Source organism: Paenibacillus sp. JJ1683, from assembly GCF_053006485.1.
The window spans coordinates 255,007-276,321 of record NZ_CM129820.1; the positions used below are offsets into that span (position 1 = coordinate 255,007).

The 21,315-nt window shown below is 43.1% G+C and carries 19 protein-coding genes; 18 read left to right on the forward strand and 1 reads right to left on the reverse strand.

Annotation, left to right across the window (positions count from 1 at the left end; translation table 11 throughout):
• Nucleotides 1-369 precede the first annotated feature (369 nt).
• The 11 genes from ACUC6J_RS01105 to ACUC6J_RS01155 all read left to right on the forward strand — a co-directional run bounded on the left by ACUC6J_RS01105 (nucleotide 370) and on the right by ACUC6J_RS01155 (nucleotide 11,213).
• Nucleotides 370-3,483, forward strand: a complete 3,114-nt coding sequence (locus tag ACUC6J_RS01105) for a CdiA C-terminal domain-containing protein (protein WP_447249611.1) — start codon at nucleotides 370-372, stop codon at nucleotides 3,481-3,483.
• A 1-nt stretch (nucleotide 3,484) separates the two neighbouring features.
• Nucleotides 3,485-3,952, forward strand: coding sequence for a hypothetical protein (locus ACUC6J_RS01110; protein WP_039276509.1), 468 nt, complete (start codon nucleotides 3,485-3,487; stop codon nucleotides 3,950-3,952).
• A 12-nt stretch (nucleotides 3,953-3,964) separates the two neighbouring features.
• Entirely contained in the window at nucleotides 3,965-4,207 is a 243-nt protein-coding gene (locus ACUC6J_RS01115) for a hypothetical protein (RefSeq protein ID WP_153795464.1), read from the forward strand.
• A 569-nt stretch (nucleotides 4,208-4,776) separates the two neighbouring features.
• Nucleotides 4,777-5,451: a hypothetical protein gene (locus ACUC6J_RS01120; RefSeq protein WP_447249612.1), complete on the forward strand. Its 675-nt coding sequence runs from the start codon at nucleotides 4,777-4,779 to the stop codon at nucleotides 5,449-5,451.
• Nucleotides 5,448-6,863 (forward strand): hypothetical protein, encoded by a 1,416-nt coding sequence (locus tag ACUC6J_RS01125; RefSeq protein WP_447249613.1) that lies wholly within the window; start codon nucleotides 5,448-5,450, stop codon nucleotides 6,861-6,863. Before ACUC6J_RS01120 ends, ACUC6J_RS01125 begins: the two co-directional genes overlap by 4 nt.
• Before the next feature lie 76 nt (nucleotides 6,864-6,939).
• On the forward strand, nucleotides 6,940-8,190 hold the full coding sequence (locus ACUC6J_RS01130; RefSeq protein WP_447249614.1) for a pentapeptide repeat-containing protein: 1,251 nt from the start codon (nucleotides 6,940-6,942) through the stop codon (nucleotides 8,188-8,190).
• A gap of 14 nt (nucleotides 8,191-8,204) precedes the next feature.
• The gene (locus ACUC6J_RS01135; RefSeq protein ID WP_447250277.1) at nucleotides 8,205-8,726 is read left to right on the forward strand and encodes a hypothetical protein; all 522 of its coding nucleotides are present in this window, start codon (nucleotides 8,205-8,207) and stop codon (nucleotides 8,724-8,726) included.
• Nucleotides 8,727-9,143: a DUF4280 domain-containing protein gene (locus tag ACUC6J_RS01140; protein ID WP_016820136.1), complete on the forward strand. Its 417-nt coding sequence runs from the start codon at nucleotides 8,727-8,729 to the stop codon at nucleotides 9,141-9,143.
• A gap of 351 nt (nucleotides 9,144-9,494) precedes the next feature.
• Nucleotides 9,495-9,722 (forward strand): DUF896 domain-containing protein, encoded by a 228-nt coding sequence (locus ACUC6J_RS01145; RefSeq protein ID WP_016820137.1) that lies wholly within the window; start codon nucleotides 9,495-9,497, stop codon nucleotides 9,720-9,722.
• Nucleotides 9,723-9,791: 69 nt separating this feature from the next.
• On the forward strand, nucleotides 9,792-10,190 hold the full coding sequence (locus tag ACUC6J_RS01150; protein WP_016820138.1) for a DoxX family protein: 399 nt from the start codon (nucleotides 9,792-9,794) through the stop codon (nucleotides 10,188-10,190).
• A 72-nt stretch (nucleotides 10,191-10,262) separates the two neighbouring features.
• A complete protein-coding gene (locus ACUC6J_RS01155; RefSeq protein ID WP_447249615.1) occupies nucleotides 10,263-11,213 on the forward strand; it encodes a ring-cleaving dioxygenase in 951 nt (316 codons plus the stop codon).
• Nucleotides 11,214-11,427: 214 nt separating this feature from the next.
• On the opposite strand, the gene ACUC6J_RS01160 is transcribed toward ACUC6J_RS01155, so the two are convergent.
• A complete protein-coding gene (locus tag ACUC6J_RS01160) occupies nucleotides 11,428-12,576 on the reverse strand; it encodes a glycosyltransferase (RefSeq protein ID WP_447249616.1) in 1,149 nt (382 codons plus the stop codon).
• 317 nt (nucleotides 12,577-12,893) lie between these two features.
• Here ACUC6J_RS01160 and ACUC6J_RS01165 point away from each other — a divergent pair, with 317 nt between their 5' ends.
• The 7 genes from ACUC6J_RS01165 to ACUC6J_RS01195 all read left to right on the forward strand — a co-directional run bounded on the left by ACUC6J_RS01165 (nucleotide 12,894) and on the right by ACUC6J_RS01195 (nucleotide 21,124).
• Nucleotides 12,894-13,616: a GntR family transcriptional regulator gene (locus ACUC6J_RS01165; RefSeq protein ID WP_016820141.1), complete on the forward strand. Its 723-nt coding sequence runs from the start codon at nucleotides 12,894-12,896 to the stop codon at nucleotides 13,614-13,616.
• Nucleotides 13,617-13,909: 293 nt separating this feature from the next.
• Nucleotides 13,910-16,294, forward strand: a complete 2,385-nt coding sequence (locus tag ACUC6J_RS01170) for a phosphoketolase family protein (protein ID WP_447249617.1) — start codon at nucleotides 13,910-13,912, stop codon at nucleotides 16,292-16,294.
• Between the two features lie 283 nt (nucleotides 16,295-16,577).
• Nucleotides 16,578-17,420, forward strand: coding sequence for an aldo/keto reductase (locus ACUC6J_RS01175; protein ID WP_016820143.1), 843 nt, complete (start codon nucleotides 16,578-16,580; stop codon nucleotides 17,418-17,420).
• 178 nt (nucleotides 17,421-17,598) lie between these two features.
• The gene (locus tag ACUC6J_RS01180) at nucleotides 17,599-18,258 is read left to right on the forward strand and encodes a PspA/IM30 family protein (protein ID WP_031462608.1); all 660 of its coding nucleotides are present in this window, start codon (nucleotides 17,599-17,601) and stop codon (nucleotides 18,256-18,258) included.
• 26 nt (nucleotides 18,259-18,284) lie between these two features.
• The gene (locus ACUC6J_RS01185) at nucleotides 18,285-19,319 is read left to right on the forward strand and encodes a TFIIB-type zinc ribbon-containing protein (RefSeq protein ID WP_107734419.1); all 1,035 of its coding nucleotides are present in this window, start codon (nucleotides 18,285-18,287) and stop codon (nucleotides 19,317-19,319) included.
• On the forward strand, nucleotides 19,316-20,110 hold the full coding sequence (locus tag ACUC6J_RS01190) for a TPM domain-containing protein (RefSeq protein WP_330721337.1): 795 nt from the start codon (nucleotides 19,316-19,318) through the stop codon (nucleotides 20,108-20,110). The genes ACUC6J_RS01185 and ACUC6J_RS01190 overlap by 4 nt, the downstream gene beginning before the upstream one ends.
• A gap of 21 nt (nucleotides 20,111-20,131) precedes the next feature.
• Nucleotides 20,132-21,124, forward strand: a complete 993-nt coding sequence (locus ACUC6J_RS01195) for an SPFH domain-containing protein (protein ID WP_330721338.1) — start codon at nucleotides 20,132-20,134, stop codon at nucleotides 21,122-21,124.
• The last annotated feature ends 191 nt before the right edge of the window (nucleotides 21,125-21,315 follow it).

Here is a 21,315-nt window from a genome sequence, read left to right on the forward strand (position 1 = left end):
TCCTCTTTAGCGATATGCTTTGAAGCAAAGGAAATAATAGTTGGCTTCAATAAGTTCACTCTTTTGGGATTAGGTAGAGCCAATGTGAATGTGATTCGCTATTTTAATATCTCTTTTCTTTTAGGGGCAAGACGGTTTTGGGGAGCTTCATGCATTCATTTGTTAGCCATGTTAATTCAAAATAACAGAACGGATGGGGCTTTCTGTAAACAAAATCTTTATTCTATCCGATACATACATAAGAATGGTTTACTGTTAAAAATAGCCTCTTAAACTCATGTTTGAATGGTGTGATAGCTACGAACACATGTAAACACAAGATAGCTGGCGAACGTGCCTTGTGCCGCTGGAAAGGAGATATGAAAGCATTTGGACGTACTGCAAAACGGAATAGGGTATGAAAGTCTACGCTTATACGGTCCTTTTCAACCTCAGCATATGGAACAACTGCGAATTATCAGGGCCGTTAACGATCATGCATACCTGTACGTGAGCGGAATGCTGTCGGAAGAACAGGGAGCCGCGTGTGTTGGACAGAGCATGGAGCAGGAACCGATTGTCATACGTCAGTTGAATGGGCAAGGACAGTCGCTTAGACGTTTGTTTCATGGGTTAATTACACGCATGTCTGTGCACTGCATACGGGGAGTATACACTTTTGAACTGGAGGCGGCCTCGCATTCCTATCAAATGGATATCAAGAAGAAAAGGCGCTCCTATCAAGATATTCACCGTACTTATGATGATCTGGTCACTACAATGGTTCGGAAGTACATGTATGGAGATGCCATTGATACGGTGACCAATTATGCTAAATTAGGTACTTTTGTTTTACAATATGAAGAAACCGACTGGGCCTTTTTAAAGCGTCTTGTCTCTCGCTTTGGTTCGGTACTTGTACCGGAGATTACGGCTGCATCACCTAAGATTTTCTTTGGGATGCCAGAAGGCAAGCAGTATAAGGTGGAGCGAGATGTATTTTATAGGGTACGGAAAACATTTCATGATTTAGATAGAGGGAACCTGGGGGAACGTGCTGGTGTGTATGTCACCTATACGATTGATAATCTGCAATACTATGCACTGGGTGACTTGATCACGTTACCCATCGGACAAGGCAAAGAACTGGTTGTTGTTCGGGCAATGACAGAGTTAAAGGACGGTTTACTCCAAACTCGTTATGATCTCCAAGCTGAACAGGATATTCAGTATGATCGGTATGAAAACGATCAAGCTATCGGGATTTCACTCACGGGAACGGTGCTGAAGGTACAACAAGATTTCGTACAACTTCAACTGGAAATTGATCCGAAGAAAGACCTAGCTAAAGCTTGCTGGTTTCCCGTAGCTACCCGTTATGTCGCGGAAGAACATAGTGGCTGGTATGACATGCCTGAAGCTGGGGAACAAGTGGAGCTGTATTTACCTACACACTGTGAACAGGAAGCCTATGTGGCAGATTCCTTGCGACAACATCGCCACGTCAATGGACAGCCAGATGTGAAGGCATGGAAACACGTACAAGGTAGCGGCATAGAAATGTCTGAGCAGGAGCTGATCCTGTCCACTTCCGATGGGTTTTCGATTACACTGCATGATGATACAGGCATCACCGTCAACAGTCCGGGGAATGTACAGATTCAGGGCGGTCATGTAAAGCTGGATGCAGGCCAGGAACTATCACTGGAAGCTGGAACCGCACTATATTTAAAAGGTGGAGCCAGCAGTATAGTGCTAGATGGTGAGACGGACACCAAAGCCCCAGTGATTTATCAGGAAGGTACGGTAAAAGCTCCAGTTTTCGTAGCTGACCTTCCTCCTGTACCTGAGCCGCCGTTGATGAATATTAAGGCGTATGAGGCCGCACAATCTAAAGCAGCCAATGCTTCTTCCAGTAGTACGGCTCCTGCTCCTACAGCAAAGGTTACAAGTCCAACGGCACTTCAACAGGCCAATGCTTTGCTGGGTACAGTATCCAAGCTATTAGGCTCCATTCCAGCAGTCGGGAAAGTAGCCAATGTGATGTTGAATATATCGGGTGGACTAGCAGGTAAAGTGGCGGCAACGGTTTTACAAGTATCCGCAGCAATCCCTGTTCGGAGCAAAGGAACGCCTACCTTGGGGGCGTCTAAAGAAGCAGGCATACATCCGTTAAAACATTGGGCAGGTCTGGCGCTTCAAGGATTGATTAGTCAGTATGAGCATGAGCAAGCAAAACAAGCCTATTATAGCAAGTGGATTTTAGGCAAAGTATATACGAGTGCACGTCATGTAGCGCATTCCGGTGGTCCCCTAGAGCTCGTTCAAAACTTGCTGAGAGAATCGAACACTATAGTTCATGCTTATCAGCAAATTCCCACCGAGTTGAGACAACGCTGGAGGGCGAACTACGACAGTTACATGGCTCAACAGCCGCAGCCGAAGCAAGAGGAAGAATCTCAGTCCTGGTGGGATCTTATGGCGGCAGTCCAGCTCCAGAATGCGGAAAATGAAGCCATTATGGCGAAGCAGATGGCGAACGAGTTGGAGTATGCCGCAGATGTGGGTGGAGAAGTTGTACTAGGAGCAGCAGCAGCGGTTGTAGAAGATTATTCGTTCGGATTAATGAATAAGGAATATACCTCAGAGCATCCGATGGCGCGTAAAACAGGTGAAGTGATCGGACATTCTTTGACGACTGTAGCCGGAGCTGTAGAAACGGTTGGTGCTGTGACGGAAGGATTCTTAGGTGGTTTGGTAACAGCTTCAGGAGTAGGGGCACCTGTAGGCGTCCTGGCTATGGCACAATCTGCCCTTTTGGGAGCACATGGGACAGCGGTAACGTATACCGGAGCATCCAATAGTGTGGAAAGTGCTAAGGATCTTTATCGAATGTCTAAAAGCGAGGGTCCAAATAGTTCAACGCCGTCTAAACCTTCTGGCGGAAAGTCAGGTAAGAGCGAAGGAACACCTGCTTCACAGAAACCGAGCAAACCCAACGAGAATCCGTCCGGGACTAAGGGGACAGGTGACGTTGTTAGTAATATTAAACTTACAGAACCTTCTTTACCAAAGGGTAGTAAACCTAAAGGTAATTATGGAGCAGGAGATTCACATGGAATAAAGAAACAAAATGAAACAGCCGATTTCTTGGCTGACAAAGGTTATGACATTAAGATGTTGGATGAAATTGATGGTGGAAATGGTTATGGGATTAAAGAAGGATCGAATCCAGATTTTTTAATCGAAGGGAAAGTATTCGATTGTTATGCGCCTAAGCCAGATGGTAAGGTACAAAGTATAATAAAAGAAATAGCAGGAAAGACAAAGAACCAATCTGGAAGAATTGTTCTCAACTTAGACAACTTTCCAGATGAAAAAATTGCAGAAATTACTGGAACAATTTTAAGAAAAGCAAATCCGAATGGTGATTTAAAAAGACTTGAAGAATTAATTAGTGTTAAAGATGGCACAATTACAAAAGTATTTGGAGGAGAAAAGTGAGATGGACTGTGAATTACTTTTAGTTTCAAATTTAGGACCTGAAACATTAAAGAGAACAATTTATAACATAGTAAGCGAGACAGTTAAAGATAAAGTAACTAATTACGAAAACTTTTCTCGTCTTAGCTGCAGATATTTCACAATTGATATTGAAACAGAAGATATTACTAGCATTGATTTTTTAAGAGAAGAATACGGCATGAAAATAAATACAGAAATTAGTGTTCAATTGTTTGGGAAAACATTTTATGAAGGACTGGAGGTCTTATTTCAAACTATTGGGAAGATTTTAAAGAGCTTTAATCCTGATATGGTGTTTTTGGAAAATGGTACAGATCAACTATTTAGAAAAGAAAATGATACTGTAATTGTAAACACAAATTTAGACCAGTATCAAAAGAACTATCTATCTAATAGAATAATTGATTCGCTAAAATATCCATATATTGAAAAAGATTTATCTAACTAAAATAAATTTACAATGTCAGTTCAGGAAATTATCAATGAGTCTGATGAAGGTATAGCTAATTATGGACTTCATTCTCACGAAGAGTTTGAAAAGTATATAGCTAAACAAAAGTATCCGAGTGAAAATGTATTTTGTGTGCCATTAAAAGGTATAGATTATAAAGCATTGATTATTTCAGAGGGAACAAGCAAGTTTGTTGATTTAAAACTTGGTTTATATATGCTTGATAGAGAGTATGATATCTTCATTTATTAGAGAACAGAATTAAGGTTTGAAGATATTGGTAAATTTTTACAAGGCGAAGATTTTATTAAATTCAAATCAGAGCTTTCTGAACATAATCCTAGTAATCTAAAAAAATGAATTTATTCTAAGTAACCTCCCCCAGTAGTTCTGAGCATCACAATACACCAAATTGTGGATTTGCCATGCCATGATTCGCCTCCATTTGAAAAACCCGCTCATAGAGCGGGTTTTTGCTTTTTAGTAGGATCGATTGCGGACTAAGTATATTCCAACTCTACAAACTCCGATTATCCAAATCATTTTTATTATGGGAGCGGCCTTTCCAAGTCATAATAACTGCTTTTATTCTGAGCAAGGAAGGATTCAATTCGATCCATTGTCCGTTCCGATATCAATCCCCTTCTCCATATTAATTTCAGAAATATACATTGAAAATAACACATGGGATGGTTCTTTCTGTAAACAAACTCTCTATTCTGGCCGATACATACATAAGATGGGTTATTGTTAAATATGCCCTTTTGCTTTTATATTTTGAATTAAATACTTATCTTTTTTACGAAGAAGGGACTAACCCTATGAGCTATATGGACGAGCATATTTTAAGTCTCAAAAATAGGCTTAATTATGATGTTGCATCTAATAACGTAAATACGAGTCTTTCTCAAACTGCTATATCCGAACGGGATCAATCCGTTTTCGGGAAAAATCAGGCGTTGCGGTTAGGTGATGAGTTCATTACGTTGGAATGGAGGATGATTTTGGACGGACAAATGGAGGTTAGCGTCCCAAAATCTTTTAGCTTGATGCCACTGGAGCAGGCCCAATTTAAGTATCCTTCGGAATATCGTCCAGAGGTCATTTATACCTCGGAGGATGGAACGGTGAATATCACCTTTAATCGGACAGAGTCCACTTTGGCAGACGAGGAACTTTCTGAGTTTGTGGAGCAAATGGCGGACACTTTGCGAGCTGTACAACCAATCCGTAACTGGCTGGGCACTCAATTGATCGTGAATCATTGCGGTCTGTCCATTGGCATGATCCGTTTTATAGCTGCAGGCGTGGATACGAATTTGTACAACGAAATTCTACTGTTCACCCATGCAGGACAGGTGATGATGGGGACGTTTAACTGTACGGAATCGGACATGGAGGTATGGATACCTGTAGCGGAAAACACAGTGCAGTCGCTTCATGCAGTTTCATTGCCCTTACAAACTACGCTTGAGAAAGGAGCGGATTCGCTATGAGTCTGGGCTACGATAATATCCAAATCCAGCCTTACGAGCTGGTTGAGCTGGAGCAGCTTACCCTCACGAAGAAAATCAACGAGCATACTCGGCTCTATTTTACAGGGATCATCCCGGAAGAGATGCAAGACAGCTATGTGGAAACGACGGAAAAGAACACGGTGATTGAGGTAAGCCAGCAGAATGAATTGGGTGAAAGTAAGCCGCTATTCAGCGGGATTGCGCTATCGGTCGAAGTGAAGGTTGTGCGGGATGTGTACTATCTGGAGGTAGAGGCGATATCCCATACTTATCGGATGGATATTCAGCAACACACCCGTTCTTTTCAATATACCAAAATGACGATTCCTCAGATGCTGGAGCAGATTGGTAAGGATTATGAAGGGTTGGATGTGATTGATGGAGCGACAGGTGGAGAGCCTATCGGACGGATTGCCATTCAGTATCAGGAAACGGATTGGGCTTTTTTAAGACGCATGGCTTCCCGCTATCATACGAGTCTGATGCCTGTGGCGCGTTTTGACAGTCCTAAATTTTATTTTGGCATTGAAGACAGCCCTGCACAGACCGTGCTAGATCATACCCGTTATACGGTACGCAAGCAGATGCTGCCTTTTCGCTACTTTCAGGAAAATGAGCAGGCGAAGGTGAACGAAAATGATTTTATTTTTTATGAGGTGGAGACAGACGAGGTGCTGGATCTGGGCGCTCAGTTGACCTTTCAGGGACACAGTTTGTATGTCATTGAGGCTTATACGGAGATGAGGCAAGGGCTGTTGCGGCATCAATATGTGCTTGCCTCGTACAAAGGCTTACGGCAGAAAGGCTATTATCAGGAAAAGCTGGCGGGTGCTTCATTAGGCGGGGTGGTCGTAGACGTACGTCAGGATCAGGTACGTATCCATCTAGATTGCGACAAGAAGCAGGCGGTCGATCAAGCGCATTGGTTCAATTATTCGACGGTGTATAGCGGCGGGGGACATACAGGCTGGTACGTAATGCCGGAGAAAGGGGACCCGGTTTCACTCTATTTTCCGGGCAGCCGTGAAGAGGATGGGGTAGCAGGCAGTGCAGTCCGACGTGCAGACAGAGGAAGCGGGCATAACAAGCTTTCCAATCCGCAGATGAAAATATGGCGAACACCTCATGGAAAAGAAATTCGTTTGGGACCGGATGAACTGGTCGTGACGGGTAAAGATGGTGCTATTTTTATCAAGCTGGACGATAAGGAAGGCATTCATATTATGAGCAATAAACAGGTAAGTATCTCGGCGGGTGGTAACCTGAGCTTGTCGGCTGGGAAAACGATGAATTTGTCGGCAGGCAGCGAGCTGCGTATGGATTGCAATGGCAGTCATATTCAATTGAGTGGATCAGCGGATATGAAGGGCAGTGAAGTGAAGTCGAATTAGGCTGTAGGGCAGCGGATGAATGGCATCAGCCTGAAGATATGAATTTATGAGAGCTTTAGGTGGTGGTTGAGTACAAATGGAGAAGCCTATGGATGAGTTCAAATCGCAATGGCAGGACATTTTGAATCAGGCATGGTTTCTCATCCGCAGAGACTGGGCACTGAAGTTCAAGGTGACGCAGGAGCAACGGATTCAGGCCTGTGTCGAAGAGTTTCGGGGATATTGCCAGCACATTCGGCAAGAGCAGCTTCAAGGAAGAAAAGGAAGGATCGGTTATATCACGTACTCTATGCTACGTACCATGTGGCTGGAAGAACGGCCTGGTTATCTCGTAGAGATTTCCGATGCTTTATGGATGCTTGATCCGCAGCCGATCCGTTTTGAATGGGATACAAGCTGGATATATTCCTACTGGACCGATTTGCAGCGACAATTGCGAGGGGAGGTAGAGAAGCAGCATGTTTCTCTATCGGAGCTTGAATGGGAGCAGATAATGTTGGAGGCAGTAGTACACATTCATACGCTCGTTGTGAACGTGTTGCGTTTGGCGATGAAACAGGCTGTGTGCTTGCCGGAGTTTCAAGAGCTGGAGCGAGATGAGACGTTCGAGATTCGTGTGGGGGAATATATGGATCATAGTGTGTCGGTATATCGAGAAGATCGCAGAGCCATGGAGGCCAATGAGATTCGGTCGTGGTTGGAGGAAAGAGAAGAACATGCGTACAGCTATCAGGCGTTGACCCAAGTTGAACTATCGGATGGGGATTACAGCCTGTTGGATTTCCGTTATACAGCCTTTCGCCAAATCAGAATGGAACACAGCCGTCTGCATGGTTGTATCCTGGTAGGAACGGTGTGGCAGGAAAGTCAGCTAAATGGAATCGATTTGACATACAGCGTACTTCATGGAGCCAATTTTAGCGGATGCTCGTTGAAAGGGGCCATATTGGATGTCGTTATAGGTAACGCCGGATATGGATCAGATGCTTCACTAGATTGGGAGCCATTGGGTTTTGCTGGCGTAGATTTCGCAGGGGCGAGCTTGCAGGGGGCCCGTTTTCAAGATGCACAGTTGCGGGGAGCCATATTTCAAGAAGCGTTACTACAAAAAGCGTCCTTGGACGGGGCAGACCTCACGGATGCCTGCTTTGTTGGAGCAGATGTGACAGGTGCATCCTTTAAAGGGGCTTGCCTGATCGGGACTGATTTTACGGGTGCAAACGTACAAGGAGTCATTTTTACCGATGAACAGCGTAGAGGAGCCATTGGTTTGGAGTGGTCTACACAGGTCAGGGATGCTGCTAGCAAAAGGGGGTGGCTGCACTGAGATATTTTCGACTGATGGTAGACGAGCGGGTAAAGCATCGGGTGGAGCCTGCTGCGCTGTCTCCTTTGCAAGTAGAAGATATCCTGACGGAGGCCGAGGGACAGCAACAGCAGGATGAACCTCTTTTTTTGGCTGTACATACCGATCCACGAACAGTGTACCCGGATTTTTTGGAATTTCCCCTACCACTGGTGTCCGATCGGATGAAAGTATTATTGGAGAAATATATGCCGGAACTGAAGTGGAAAGCAGCCATCCTTACCGATTTCCAGCAGGCCAGACAGGAGGTATACTGGGTGCTTCGTCCGCCGATGGTGGACTGTTTGTCCGCACAAACGGAATGGTACCTCAATGGTACGTTGAAGCGTTTGCTACTGAGACAGGGGGAGATAGAGCCTCCTGTTTTTCGGATTGAGGGACTGATCGAACCTTATATCTATATCCATTTGGGCGTGGCAGAAAGCCTGCTGCGCCGATCTTTTACAGGTATTCGAGTGCTAAGAGTTGAGATAGAAGCACTAAGGAGGATGGGGTAAGTGGGAGAAGCCCAGGTGAGACCGGGAACGGGTGCAAAAAAAAGCTATGTCGTGGCAGGAGCGATCTTAAGTTGTAGTTATGGCACACAACCTACCCGTTTGAAGAGACCTTTTAGCCATGGAGTCTACGTAAAAAACAAAGCACAAATGAACATTGGAGATTACGTTCCAGGAGTGAACATTCAGTCTTTTGGAAATTGCTCCAGTCCCTTAAATCCGGCTGTGCAGGCTAGTGAGATGGTAGACATCTATGGCGTGAAGAAGGCTCCGTGTGTTCCAGTCCTGACCATGCCGTGGCTGAATGGGAAAAGTGATGTGAAGATCGAAGGACAGCCGGCTTTGACACAAAACTGTACCCATCAATGTCTGTATTGTGGTCATATTCAAATTGAAAATGATGGACAGGAGCTGGACTAAGGGTCTGTTTCAAAGCTGTTAGGTTTCGAATTGTATTCGGGACGTGTATACAGTTGAACTGAAGGCTGCTTCGCATTCGTATCCGATGGATATCCAGATAAAGAAGCGATCTTATCAGGATATCCATCGTACCTACGATGGTCTGGTCACTGCAATAGTACGTTTAAAGTACAAGTAATATCAGTATGGAGATGGCCTTGATATTATGGGGGTGAAAAGCAACTCAAGGGTCTATCTTCTTCCCTTTTTAATAAAGTGTTGACAAGAATAAAAAAATATTATATCTTTATATCAAGATAAATAAATTAAAGATAAAAACAAACAGAAAATTTTGCATAGGGAGGTATACACATGATTGCGATTTTAGAAAGAATTAATCAGTTGGCAAACAAAGCAAAAGAAGTTGGGTTAACTGAAATTGAAAAAACGGAGCAAATGGATCTTCGCAAGGAATACCTTCAAATCTTCCGGGGCTCTGTACAAAGCATTCTCTTGAACGCTACGATTTATGATCCAAATGGAGATGATGTTACCCCTGAAAAACTTAGAAGAGAGCAGGCTAAAATCGTTAAACCATGAATTTAGCTTTGCTAAATATCTCTAATTTAAAAATCTTTAAATAATAAGTATAATATGGAGCGTGATTTTATGTTGGCGAGTGGATTGTTGTTGATACGTTTGGTAGTAGGATTGCTATTTGTGGGGCACGGGGCTCAGAAGCTTTTTGGCTGGTTTGGCGGTTATGGTCCAAAAGGTACCGGTGGTTGGATGGAATCAATCGGGATCAAGCCCGGAGTATTGATGGCCGTGGCCGCTGGATTGATGGAATTGCTGGGAGGAGCTCTATTTGCTGTAGGACTGCTTACTCCACTGGCTGCACTGTTGATTACGATGACGATGCTTGGAGCGATTGTCAAAGTACATGGTCAAAACGGGATCTGGGCCACCGCTAATGGCTATGAATATCCGCTGGTTCTTATTGCTGTCGTAGTCGGTATTGCGTTGATAGGCGCAGGTCCATATTCCATTGATGCAATACTTCATTAATACATGAACTAAGTCATTAAAAATTACCAATGATAAAAATAAGGATTTCTACAATTAAAAGGAGGATTTTATATGTCACTTCAAACTGCAGGTATTCATCATATTACAGCTTTTGCTGGTAATCCGCAGGCAAATGTCGATTTCTATGCAGGTATTCTTGGACTTCGGTTAGTGAAGAAAACGATCAACTTCGATGCTCCTGAGGTTTACCACTTGTATTTTGGTAACGAGGCAGGAAGTCCTGGAACGATCATTACTTTTTTCCCGGCACCAGGAACTCCCAAAGGGCGAGTCGGAGGCGGTCAGGTGGGCATAACCTCGTATGTGGTACCGCCAGGTTCACTTGATTTTTGGCAGCACCGTTTGCAAAGCTTTGGGATTGAAGTTACGAAAACAAGCCGTTTTAATGAACAATATCTTCAATTCGAGGATAATGAGGGCCTACGTCTTGAGCTTGTTGAACGTGCAGAAGGAGCGAACAGTACTTGGTCTTACGATGGCATTTCGGCTGATAACGCCATTAAAGGGTTCGGAGGCGCCGTACTATTTAGCGTCAATCCACAGAAAACGATGGATGCATTGGAGAGCATACTCGGATTTACGAAAATCGACGAAGACGCCGAATATGCTCGTTATCAATCTGCAGGAGAAATCGGTAATATCGTGGATGTTCCGCTTGCGAAAATGGGCTTAGGCTTTGGTGGAGCAGGCACGGTACATCACATTGCATGGCGCGCAAAAGATTTCGAGCAACATGAAGAGTGGAGAAGCACAGTCCAGCATTATGGCTATCAGCCGACCCCAATCATCGACCGCCAATATTTTAATGCAATATATTTCAGAGAAGCGGGCGGCATACTATTTGAAATTGCTACAGATCCACCGGGATTTGCTAACGATGAACCTGCGGAATCTTTGGGGCAGAAATTAATGCTACCAGAGTGGTATGAACCGCAGCGGGCTCAGATCGAGGCAAACCTGCATACTATTGAAGTGAGAACATTAACAGATAAACAAAAGTAAACGAAATAGCTGCTGTTTTGCATCCAGATAAAGTCACATATATCCACAATCTCATTCGATTGTGGATTTTTCATTCGATGAATTACCTCCTGAAAATGAAATCTTCCGCAATTAACCTATATTTATGATTTGACTAATCTAATATACGACATTATCTATCCAAGACAGAACCTGCTTCCAGGTATATATCTCATGACCTTCCACCCTCTTGTTATTACACCAGCTTTTCAGACTTTACTAACATTTCTCGTAACACATGAGCGACTCGGCTTTTCCGGTTCTCAGCTTTCCTTTGTATCGCTCGTAATGATTGTTGGTATGCTGGGGTGTTGTTGTGATAATAAAACTGCTTGGCAGCAATGCGTAGTGTCCTTCTCAACAACATAGCTGATGGACGTGTTAACCTGGAACGGAGCCCCCTGCGCAATACTCGTAGCGTATTTTTGTAGGTCTCAAAATCCTCGGATGGAGGAATCAGAGCAAATAAATTTAACGAGGAGTCATTGAACCCGTAAGTTTCATACATGATTCTTAAATTTTCCGTATTTAAAACGTTACCTCTAAGATGGGTTGGATGCTCCTGATGATACCCGACCACCTCTTTGATGCAATAAAAAGGGATTTTTAAGCGATGCAGTCTATAGCCAAGATCCCAGTCTTCGAGTCCGTACAGCACAAACCGTTCATTGAAACCTCCAATACGAATTAAGTGGTTGCGTCTGATGGCCACACAACGAGTTACTAGCATCATCCAGGGAGCTACGTCCGTTGAGGCAAATTGTTTCTGCGTATTGGGAGGAACCCTTGTGGGACTAACGACTTTAGACAGTGCGCCCGTTTGATGAAGGATATCTTCTGGCGTTATGACCGGGGTAATTTCATTCGCTGTTTCAAAGTCAGGATTCCATAAGCCGGATTGTGTAAGTATGCTCCGACAATGTTCTTTTTCTTCCACAGAAAAATCAGGGTGATAGTGGGTAAATGCATCGTCCCACGAGTGCGGAATGCCTGAAAGCACAGATTTGGGATACTTGCGGTGATAACGGCTCACGGTTTTAATGAAATGAGGTAGCACCAAAAAGTCAGCGTCACAGAAAATGATGTATAGCCCTTTTGCTCGGCGCAGTCCCAAATTTCGAACGGCAGATCGACCGCGTTGTTCAGGGTGTGACACATAGATAAGAGGATAGGATGCTTTGAAGCCTTCGACCATTTCTTTCGTTCCGTCTGTAGAACCATCATCAGCTACAATGACTTCGAATAGTTGCTTCGGGTAGGTTTGTGATTCAAATGAAGCGAGTGTGAGCAACAGCTGCTGGGCGCGATTATAGGTTGGAATGATGACGCTGTAGCGGATAGCCAATGTGATCTCCCCCCCACCATTCTAATTAGAGAACCTTTGAACGAGATAAATAATAACAATGTATTCAAGGATTTTAGCCTGGTCTAGTCAAACAACCCACAAAGTTCGAAACAGGCTTGGTCCTATGCGGATGTTAATGTGGAAGTGCTGTATTTTTTGCTGATTTGCAGATATGTTTCAGTGGTGTGATGTATATGTCATGGTAGCATTATGCATAAGGATGTAAAGTAGAAGGGACACAAACAAACATGAGATGAAATGGGCATGTTTATGGTAAACTATATGGAGTTATAGAAGACCTGAAAGAGGAGTACTATATGACACAATTTGTCTATAAGCAAATTATTGACGATCTTAAAATGAAAATTTTCGCTGGAAAGTTTGCAGATATGAGATTGCCAGATGAACGTAGTCTTAGTGAGACTTACCAGGTTAGTCGTAGTTCCATTAAACGTGCTCTGACTAAAATGGAGAGTGTCGGAATTATTTTCAAAAAACAAGGTTCCGGGACATTTATTAATCCCTTATACATAAGAAATGAATCTATCTTTAACTACGAGGGCTCTAATCTAGGAGTTACTGATAATTTTCAAATGCATGGCAAAAAGCCAAAAATCAAAGTATTGAGTTTTGAGGTCATTCCACCGACAGAAGAACTACAGCGCGATTTGTTCTTGGACACTCATGATTTTGTTTATAAAATCGTTCGGTTACGTCTGTTTGATGATGATCCATTTATGATCGAAACGGGCTATATCCCCATTAAAATTGTCCAGGATTTAAATCAGACCATTATTGAGGGTTCCATTTTTAATTATTTGGAGGACTCGCGGAACCTGGCCGTCACCAAATCCTTTTTATCTATTTTTGCAGAACCGTCTGAAGAGAATGATCAAAAGCTACTGCAATTGAAAGAAAATGAACCCGTAGGCATTATGGAGGGTGTTTTCTTTTTGGATAACGGTACCCCATTTGAATTTTCGCATATGCGATTTCACTACAAATATTTGAAATTTAATACCTTTGTATCGGTACACTAATGAAAAGACTGGAGAATTCTCCGGTCTTTTTTTTATAGTTTCGCAAAAGGATTAGAGTCTGCAAACTCTTCATTTATCACAAATTTTATTGGTTTATCCTTCTATATATTTTAATGTAAGAGCTTTTTTACTGTCTTTTTAATTTATATTTCATAGTATGTTCAAAATTTCACAAAATTGGACCGTATCACTTATGAAAAAGGTTGAATTAATTCAGTGTAGCGTTATGATGTACATGTAGATGAAATTTCCGGAAATAAATTACAAACAAAAATTACTAGGGAGTGGACACCATGGCTTTATCACCCGTGTTAGAAGATTACTCGTCTAAAACATATTTGGAAAAACTTGATGCATACTGGCGTGCAACGAACTACATTTCAGTAGGTCAGCTTTATTTAAAAGACAATCCTTTGTTGAGAGAACCTTTGAAAGATTCGGATGTAAAGGTCAAGCCTATTGGACACTGGGGCACGATTCCAGGCCAAAACTTTATTTATGCTCATCTTAATCGTGTTATTAATAAATATGATTTGAACATGCTTTACATTGAAGGCCCTGGTCACGGCGGCCAAGTGATGGTTTCAAATTCATATCTTGATGGAAGCTACACCGAAATTTATCCGCAAATCACGCAGGATATCCCAGGTATGAAGAAACTGTTCAAACAATTTTCATTCCCTGGCGGTATTGCTTCACATGCTGCGCCTGAAACCCCTGGATCTATCCATGAAGGCGGGGAGCTGGGCTATTCCCTTTCTCATGGTGTAGGTGCTATTTTAGATAATCCGAATCTGATCTCGGCTGTTGTTATTGGGGATGGTGAAGCTGAAACGGGTCCATTGGCCGCTTCGTGGTTCTCTAACCGATTTATCAATCCAATCACGGATGGCGCAGTGCTGCCGATCTTACATTTAAATGGCTTCAAAATTAGTAACCCAACGATTATGTCTCGCCAATCAAAAGAAGAGTTAACCTCGTTCTTTAAAGGTTTGGGTTGGGAACCATTCTTTGTTGAAGGTGAAGATCCTAACCACATGCATCCAGAAATGGCGAAAGTATTGGATACTGCCATCGAAAAAATTGAAGCTATTCAAAAGAATGCGCGTGAAAATAATGACCTTACTCGTCCGGCGTGGCCAGTGCTTATCTTCCGTTCCCCTAAAGGCTGGACAGGTCCAAAGGAATGGGACGGCGTGCCGAATACAAATTCGTTCCGTGCCCATCAGGTTCCAATTCCGGTCGATCAAAAAAATATGCAGCACGCGCCTGCTTTATTAGAATGGCTGAATAGCTATAGACCAGAGGAATTGTTTGACGAAAACGGTCGGTTAAAAGCAGAGATTGCTAAAATTTTGCCTACTGGCGATAAACGAATGGGAATGAATCCTGTTGCGAATGCAGGTAACCTTATTAAAAACTTGAAATTGCCTGATTTCCGTAACTATGCGTTGGATAACTCCACGCCTGGTAAAGTGATTGCGCAAGATATGTCTGTGTTAGGTAAATACGTTAAAGATGTGGTTGTTTTAAATGAAGAGAATCGTAATTTCAGAATCTTCGGTCCTGATGAAACGATGTCTAATCGCTTGGCACCTGTTTTTGAAGTAACCAAACGCCAATGGATGGATCAAATTATTGAGCCTAATGATGAATTCTTGTCTTCGTATGGTCGTGTCATTGATTCCCAATTATCCGAGCACCAAGCTGAAGGATTGCTGGAAGGTTATGTGTTAACGGGTCGTCATGGTTTCTTTGCAAGTTACGAAGCCTTCCTGCGTGTGGTTGACTCGATGATCACTCAACACTTCAAATGGCTGCGTAAAGCAACGGATCAAGGATGGCGTGCAGATATCCCATCATTGAATGTTGTAGCAACTTCAACGGTCTTCCAACAGGATCATAACGGGTATACACACCAAGATCCAGGTTTGTTAGGTCATTTGGCTGATAAGAAACCAGAATTTATTCGTGAGTATCTGCCAGCTGACGCCAACTCTCTGCTAGCTGTTTTTGACACCATTTTAAATGACCGTCAAAAGATCAATCTGGTTGTTTCGTCCAAACACCCACGTCCACAATGGTTCTCTGCTGATGAAGCGAAAGAATTGGTAGACAAAGGATTGAAGATTATTGACTGGGCAAGTACAGATCAAGGTGGAGAGCCTGATATTGTCATCGCTTCTGCTGGTACAGAGCCAACGATTGAAAGCTTAGCTGCAATCTCGATCTTGCATAAAAAACTGCTTGACTTGAAGATTCGCTACATCAACGTAGTAGACTTACTGAAGTTGAGAAGCCAAAAGTTAGATCCTCGTGGATTATCTGACGCTGAGTTTGATCAATTTTTCACAAAAGACAAGCCAGTCGTATTCGCTTTCCATGGTTACGAGGGTCTGATCAAAGACCTGTTCTTTGATCGTCACAACCATAACCTGCATGTACATGGTTACCGTGAAAATGGCGATATTACAACACCATTTGATATGCGTGTATTGAATCAAATGGATCGTTTTGACTTGGTGAAAGAAGCTGTTCTAAACTTACCTGACGCTGGAAAGTACGCGAATATTGCGGATGAAATGGATGCAATGGTTAAGAAACATCATCAATTCATTCGTGAAGAAGGCATTGACTTGCCAGAGGTAGAGAACTGGGTATGGGAAGGTCTAAAATAAAAAGTACAGTACATGTACTTTTCAGCTTTATGTTGGACAGCCAAGCAGTCAAGCATGAAGTGAAATATATGATTTGGTAGTAGTATAGAAGTGCCTGACCCCTTGACTTCAAGTATGATTTCAACGGGGATCAGGCACTTTTTGATGTAGCACACTGAGAATTTAATAGGGAAGTCACGAGCAAGTGGGTAATAAGTATATGGGAACTGAGTGGTTCGCTGCATTTTGTCTGAATATTGAAGAGGTGTTATGGTATAAGGGAATAGGAGAGGAGGCTGTTAATATGAACCATCAAATTCCGGAGAAGGTATTGAATGATGGCACTAAGGTGCCTGTTATTGGATTTGGAACTGCTGGATTGAAGGGTGCAGATGGAGTAAAAGTGATAGCCGCCGCGATTGATGCCGGTTACCGTCTAATTGACACAGCTTTTAACTATGAAAATGAAGGCGCTGTCGGGAAAGCTGTCCAGCAGAGTTCTATACCGAGAGAAGAATTATTGATTTGCTCCAAACTTCCAGGTCGTCGACATGCGTATCAGGAAGCTATTGTCACGATTGAAGAGTCATTATATAGAGGCGGTTTGGACTATTATGATCTGTATTTGATCCATTGGCCGAATCCCCAAATTGATCGTTATGTTGAAGCCTGGCAGGCGTTGATTGAGGCGAAGAAGCGGGGCTATATTCGTTCCATCGGGGTCTGCAATTTTCTGCCTGAGCATAATGAACGTTTGATTCGGGAAACAGGTATCGCACCGAGCATCAATCAGGTTGAATTGCATCCATTGTTTAACCAGGAGCATCAGCGTACAAAAGATGCTGAACAGGGCATTGTGACGGAATCGTGGAGCCCTTTGGGTCGCGGTCACAGCATGATGGAAAACGAAGAGATTGGGAATATTGCTGCTGCTCATGGCAAAACCGCGACACAAGTGATTTTACGTTGGCATATTCAACTGGGAGCGATCCCAATTCCTAAGGCTTCTTCTGTAAAACATCAGACGGAAAATCTGGACATTTTTGATTTTGAGTTGTCACCAGAGGAAATGAACGTGATTTCAGCGCTTAGCAGGGAAGATGGACGGCTATGGGACCAGGACCCCAATTCCTATGAAGAACTGTAATCTACAACAATGAATTCGAAGGGTTCAAAAATCTGTAGAGGGTTTTTGAACCCTTTGCTTTTTAGTAATAGCGGAAAGGATGCGATAGGCCTGAGTATAGCTATGATGAATGATGAACATTTTTAACCGGATTTGATGTATGATATGGGGGAATGCAGTCTTTTCGAAGGAGGTCATTATGGGTATTTTGTCAAGGTTTAAGGATATTATGAAGGTGAATATCAGCGCCTTATTGGATAAGGCGAGCGATCCGGAGAAGACCATTGATGATTATATGCGGAACTTGAACAGTGATCTGGGCAAGGTGAAAGCGGAAACAGCCTCGGTACTAGCTGATGAGAAAAGAGCGAAAAGAGCACTGGATGAATGTAGAGCTGAGATCAAAAAGCTCCAGCATTATGCAAGTAAGTCTGTGGAAGCTGGCAATGAAGATGAGGCTCGAAAGTTTCTGGAACGTAAAATCTTGCAGGCAGAGAAACTGGAATCGTTACAGACCTCTTATGACTTAGCTTCGGCAAACGCCGTACATATGAAACAAATGCAGGAGAAATTGGTGTCCGATATAGGGCGTCTGGAAGTGCGGCGTGCCGAACTTAAAGGGAAGCTGGCGATCGCCAAAGTACAGCAAACCTTGAATGCTATGGGCGACCATGATTCTGGCTTTGAGGCCTTGGAAGAGAAGGCAAACAAGGCATATGATGAAGCGATGGCGATAGCTGAGCTCCGGGGAGAGACGAAGGACGACCTGGATGCGTTATTCACGCAATATGAGAAGAGTACCAATGCAGAAGATGAGCTGGCTGCAATCAAGCAGAAAATCAATTCCAAAGAATCATAATAGTTTCTACATGAAGAGGTGAGCAGATGCCGGTTATCGAATACAAATGCCCCAACTGCGGCAGCGGTATGGTCTTTGACAGTGAGACAGGAATGTTATCTTGCCATAGCTGCGGAAGAGAGGACAACATCGATACGATTCCTGATCCTCTGACCAATCGTGTTTTTTCAGAAGATGAGGCCCATGAGTATCATTGTAATAACTGTGGAGCAGTAATTATGACCGAAGTGGAGACGAGTGCAACGGTGTGCAGCTTTTGTGGTTCTGCCGTGGTACTGGGTGATCGACTGACCGGGAAGCTGGCTCCGGCGCAGGTTATTCCTTTTTCGATCAGCAAGGAAGAAGCCATAGCTGCGTTCAAAAAATGGTGCAAGAATGGCCGTCTGACACCGAACCGATTTATGATAGCCGACCGAATCAAGGGAATAACCGGTATGTATGTCCCCTTCTGGTTATATGAATTACATAATCAAATTGAGGTTCAAGGTGAAGGTAACCAAGTGAGAACCTATACGAGCGGAGATTACGAATATACAGAAACGAAGCATTTTGATGTATATCGGAAAATCCGTTTGAATTACGTGAAGGTTCCGATTGATGCTGCGGAGAAAATGAATGACGAGCTGATGGATAAATTGGAGCCTTTTCCTTATGATCAGCTCAAACCTTTTAAAACGCCATATCTAGCAGGATATATTGCGGAAAAGTATAGTTATAACGAAGAGGAGCTTTTCCCGCGCGTGAAAGACAAAGTGAAGGAATATATTGATGCTTATATTCAGTCCACGGTGTCAGAGTATACGTCTGTGAGTTACACGGAAAAGCAAATTGATACTACATTAAAACAAGCGGATTATGTCCTGCTCCCAGTATGGGTCATCCACTATGACTACAATCAATTGGAGCATACGTTTGCGATGAACGGTCAGACGGGCAAAGTAGTTGGTAAGCCTCCGATTAGCAAGTTCAAAGTGACAGCTTGGTTTGCAGGCATTTTCGGCATAACTCTCTTTTCATTAAGGTTCATAACTTGGCTAATAATGGGGGGAGGATTCTATTGAAAAAATATAGAGCCATTGTGGCTGTTTTGTTGTTCTTTGCTGTTTTTCTAGCGGTTCCTATGGAAATGAAGGGCGAAGTAGCAACGACAGAGATGAAGCCATTGATTTTTGACGAGGCGAGTCTACTTAATCAGGAAGAGTATGATGTGTTGAACTCTATGGCTAATCAATACGGAGCTGAAAGAGAGACAGACATTATTATTTATACGACCAACAATCCTGACAATATGGATGTTATGAAAATGACACAGGATTTTTATGATGATCATGGTCCGGGTTATGACAGGGCTCATGGAAATGCAGTCATTTTAACGATGGATATGAGGAATAGAGAGGTGTACTTGGCCGGATTTTATAAGGCAGAACGGTATCTGGATGACGACAGGCTTACTAAAATCCGCCATGAAATTACCCCGGATCTGACGAATGGCAACTATGGACTTGCATTTCAAAAGTATATTCTCGGCGCGCACAAATATTTGGCTATCCGCCCAGGGGTGAATCCGGACAGTATATTTTTCAAAGGCTGGCTTCACTTGGCGATTGCGCTGGGATTGGCGTCTATTATTGTAGGTAAGATGGTTTCGAGTTCCGGCGGTCGGGTTACGGTAAATCGGCAGACCTACGAGGATGCAAGCACCTCAGGGGTTCTTGCACATCAAGATCTGTACACTCACACCACGACAACGAAGCGGAAGATTGAAAAGAGCAGTAGCAGCAGCTCATCAGGCGGAGGGGGCGGAACCACCAGCGGCGGTCATTCGCATAGCGGCAGCAGAGGATCATTTTAACGGAAGGGATGGATACAGCACATGGGATTCTTCAGAAATCAATTTGCAAATATAGTAGAATGGGAAGAATTTAGGGATGACATGATCTTTTGGAAGTGGAGCAATCGTGAAATTAAAAAAGGCAGTAAATTAATCATCCGCTCCGGTCAGGATGCGATTTTTGTCAATAATGGCAAGATCGAGGGTATCTTTGAGAATGAAGGGTCATATAACATGGACTCGGATATTATTCCATTTCTATCGACATTAAAAGGGTTCAAGTTCGGTTTTAATAGCGGCATGCGGGTGGAGGTCTTGTTCGTTAATACGAAGGAGTTTACGGTCAAATGGGGAACACAAAATCCGGTTTTGATCCCGACTCCCCAATTGCCAGGCGGGATGCCGATTCGGGCCAACGGTACGTTTAATTTTAAAGTAAACGATTATGTTACGCTTATTGATAAGATTGCCGGGGTAAAGGACAGTTATCTTGTAGAGGACGTTAAAATACGCATTACTTCGGTGTTGGATCAGTTATTGATGAAGTGGATCAGCAGAGAAGGCAAGGATATGTTTAATCTACAGGCAAATGCTTCTGATATTTCGAAGGGCATTCAAGAAGACCTGGATATGCAAGTGATGGACAACGGTATGACGATTACAGGCTTTCATGTGATGAGCTTCAATTATCCTCAAGAAATCCAAGATATGATTACGAAGACGGCTTCTCATGAAATGATCGGTAATCTGCAAAAGTACCAACAAGTGACGATGACCGACGGTATGGCATCGGGGAATGTAAAAGGCGGCGGTGCTGCGTCGGATATGGCGAGTATGATGATGGGCATGAATATAGCCAATGAAATGATGAAAAATTTGAATCCAAGTCAGCAGCCTCAGGCTGAGACTCAGCCTGCACCCGATGCCCCCACTCCTTCTGGCGACGGTAAAAGGCCAAATTTTTGTCCGAATTGTGGTACAAAAAACGAGGGAGCTAACTTTTGTCCGAATTGTGGACAGAAATTGAACGGGTAGCTTTGTAAACCAAACAGCAGTTGTTGCAGAGTATTCTCTGTGATAACTGCTTTTTTATTGTAGTTTGTTCAAGCATTTTCTTTATAAATCTGATTTATTGGATTGAAAAAAGTACACAGGATAAGGTACTATAGCTATATAGTACGCATTTATATTAACTAATTAGGTATTACATTAATAAACTATAGGTA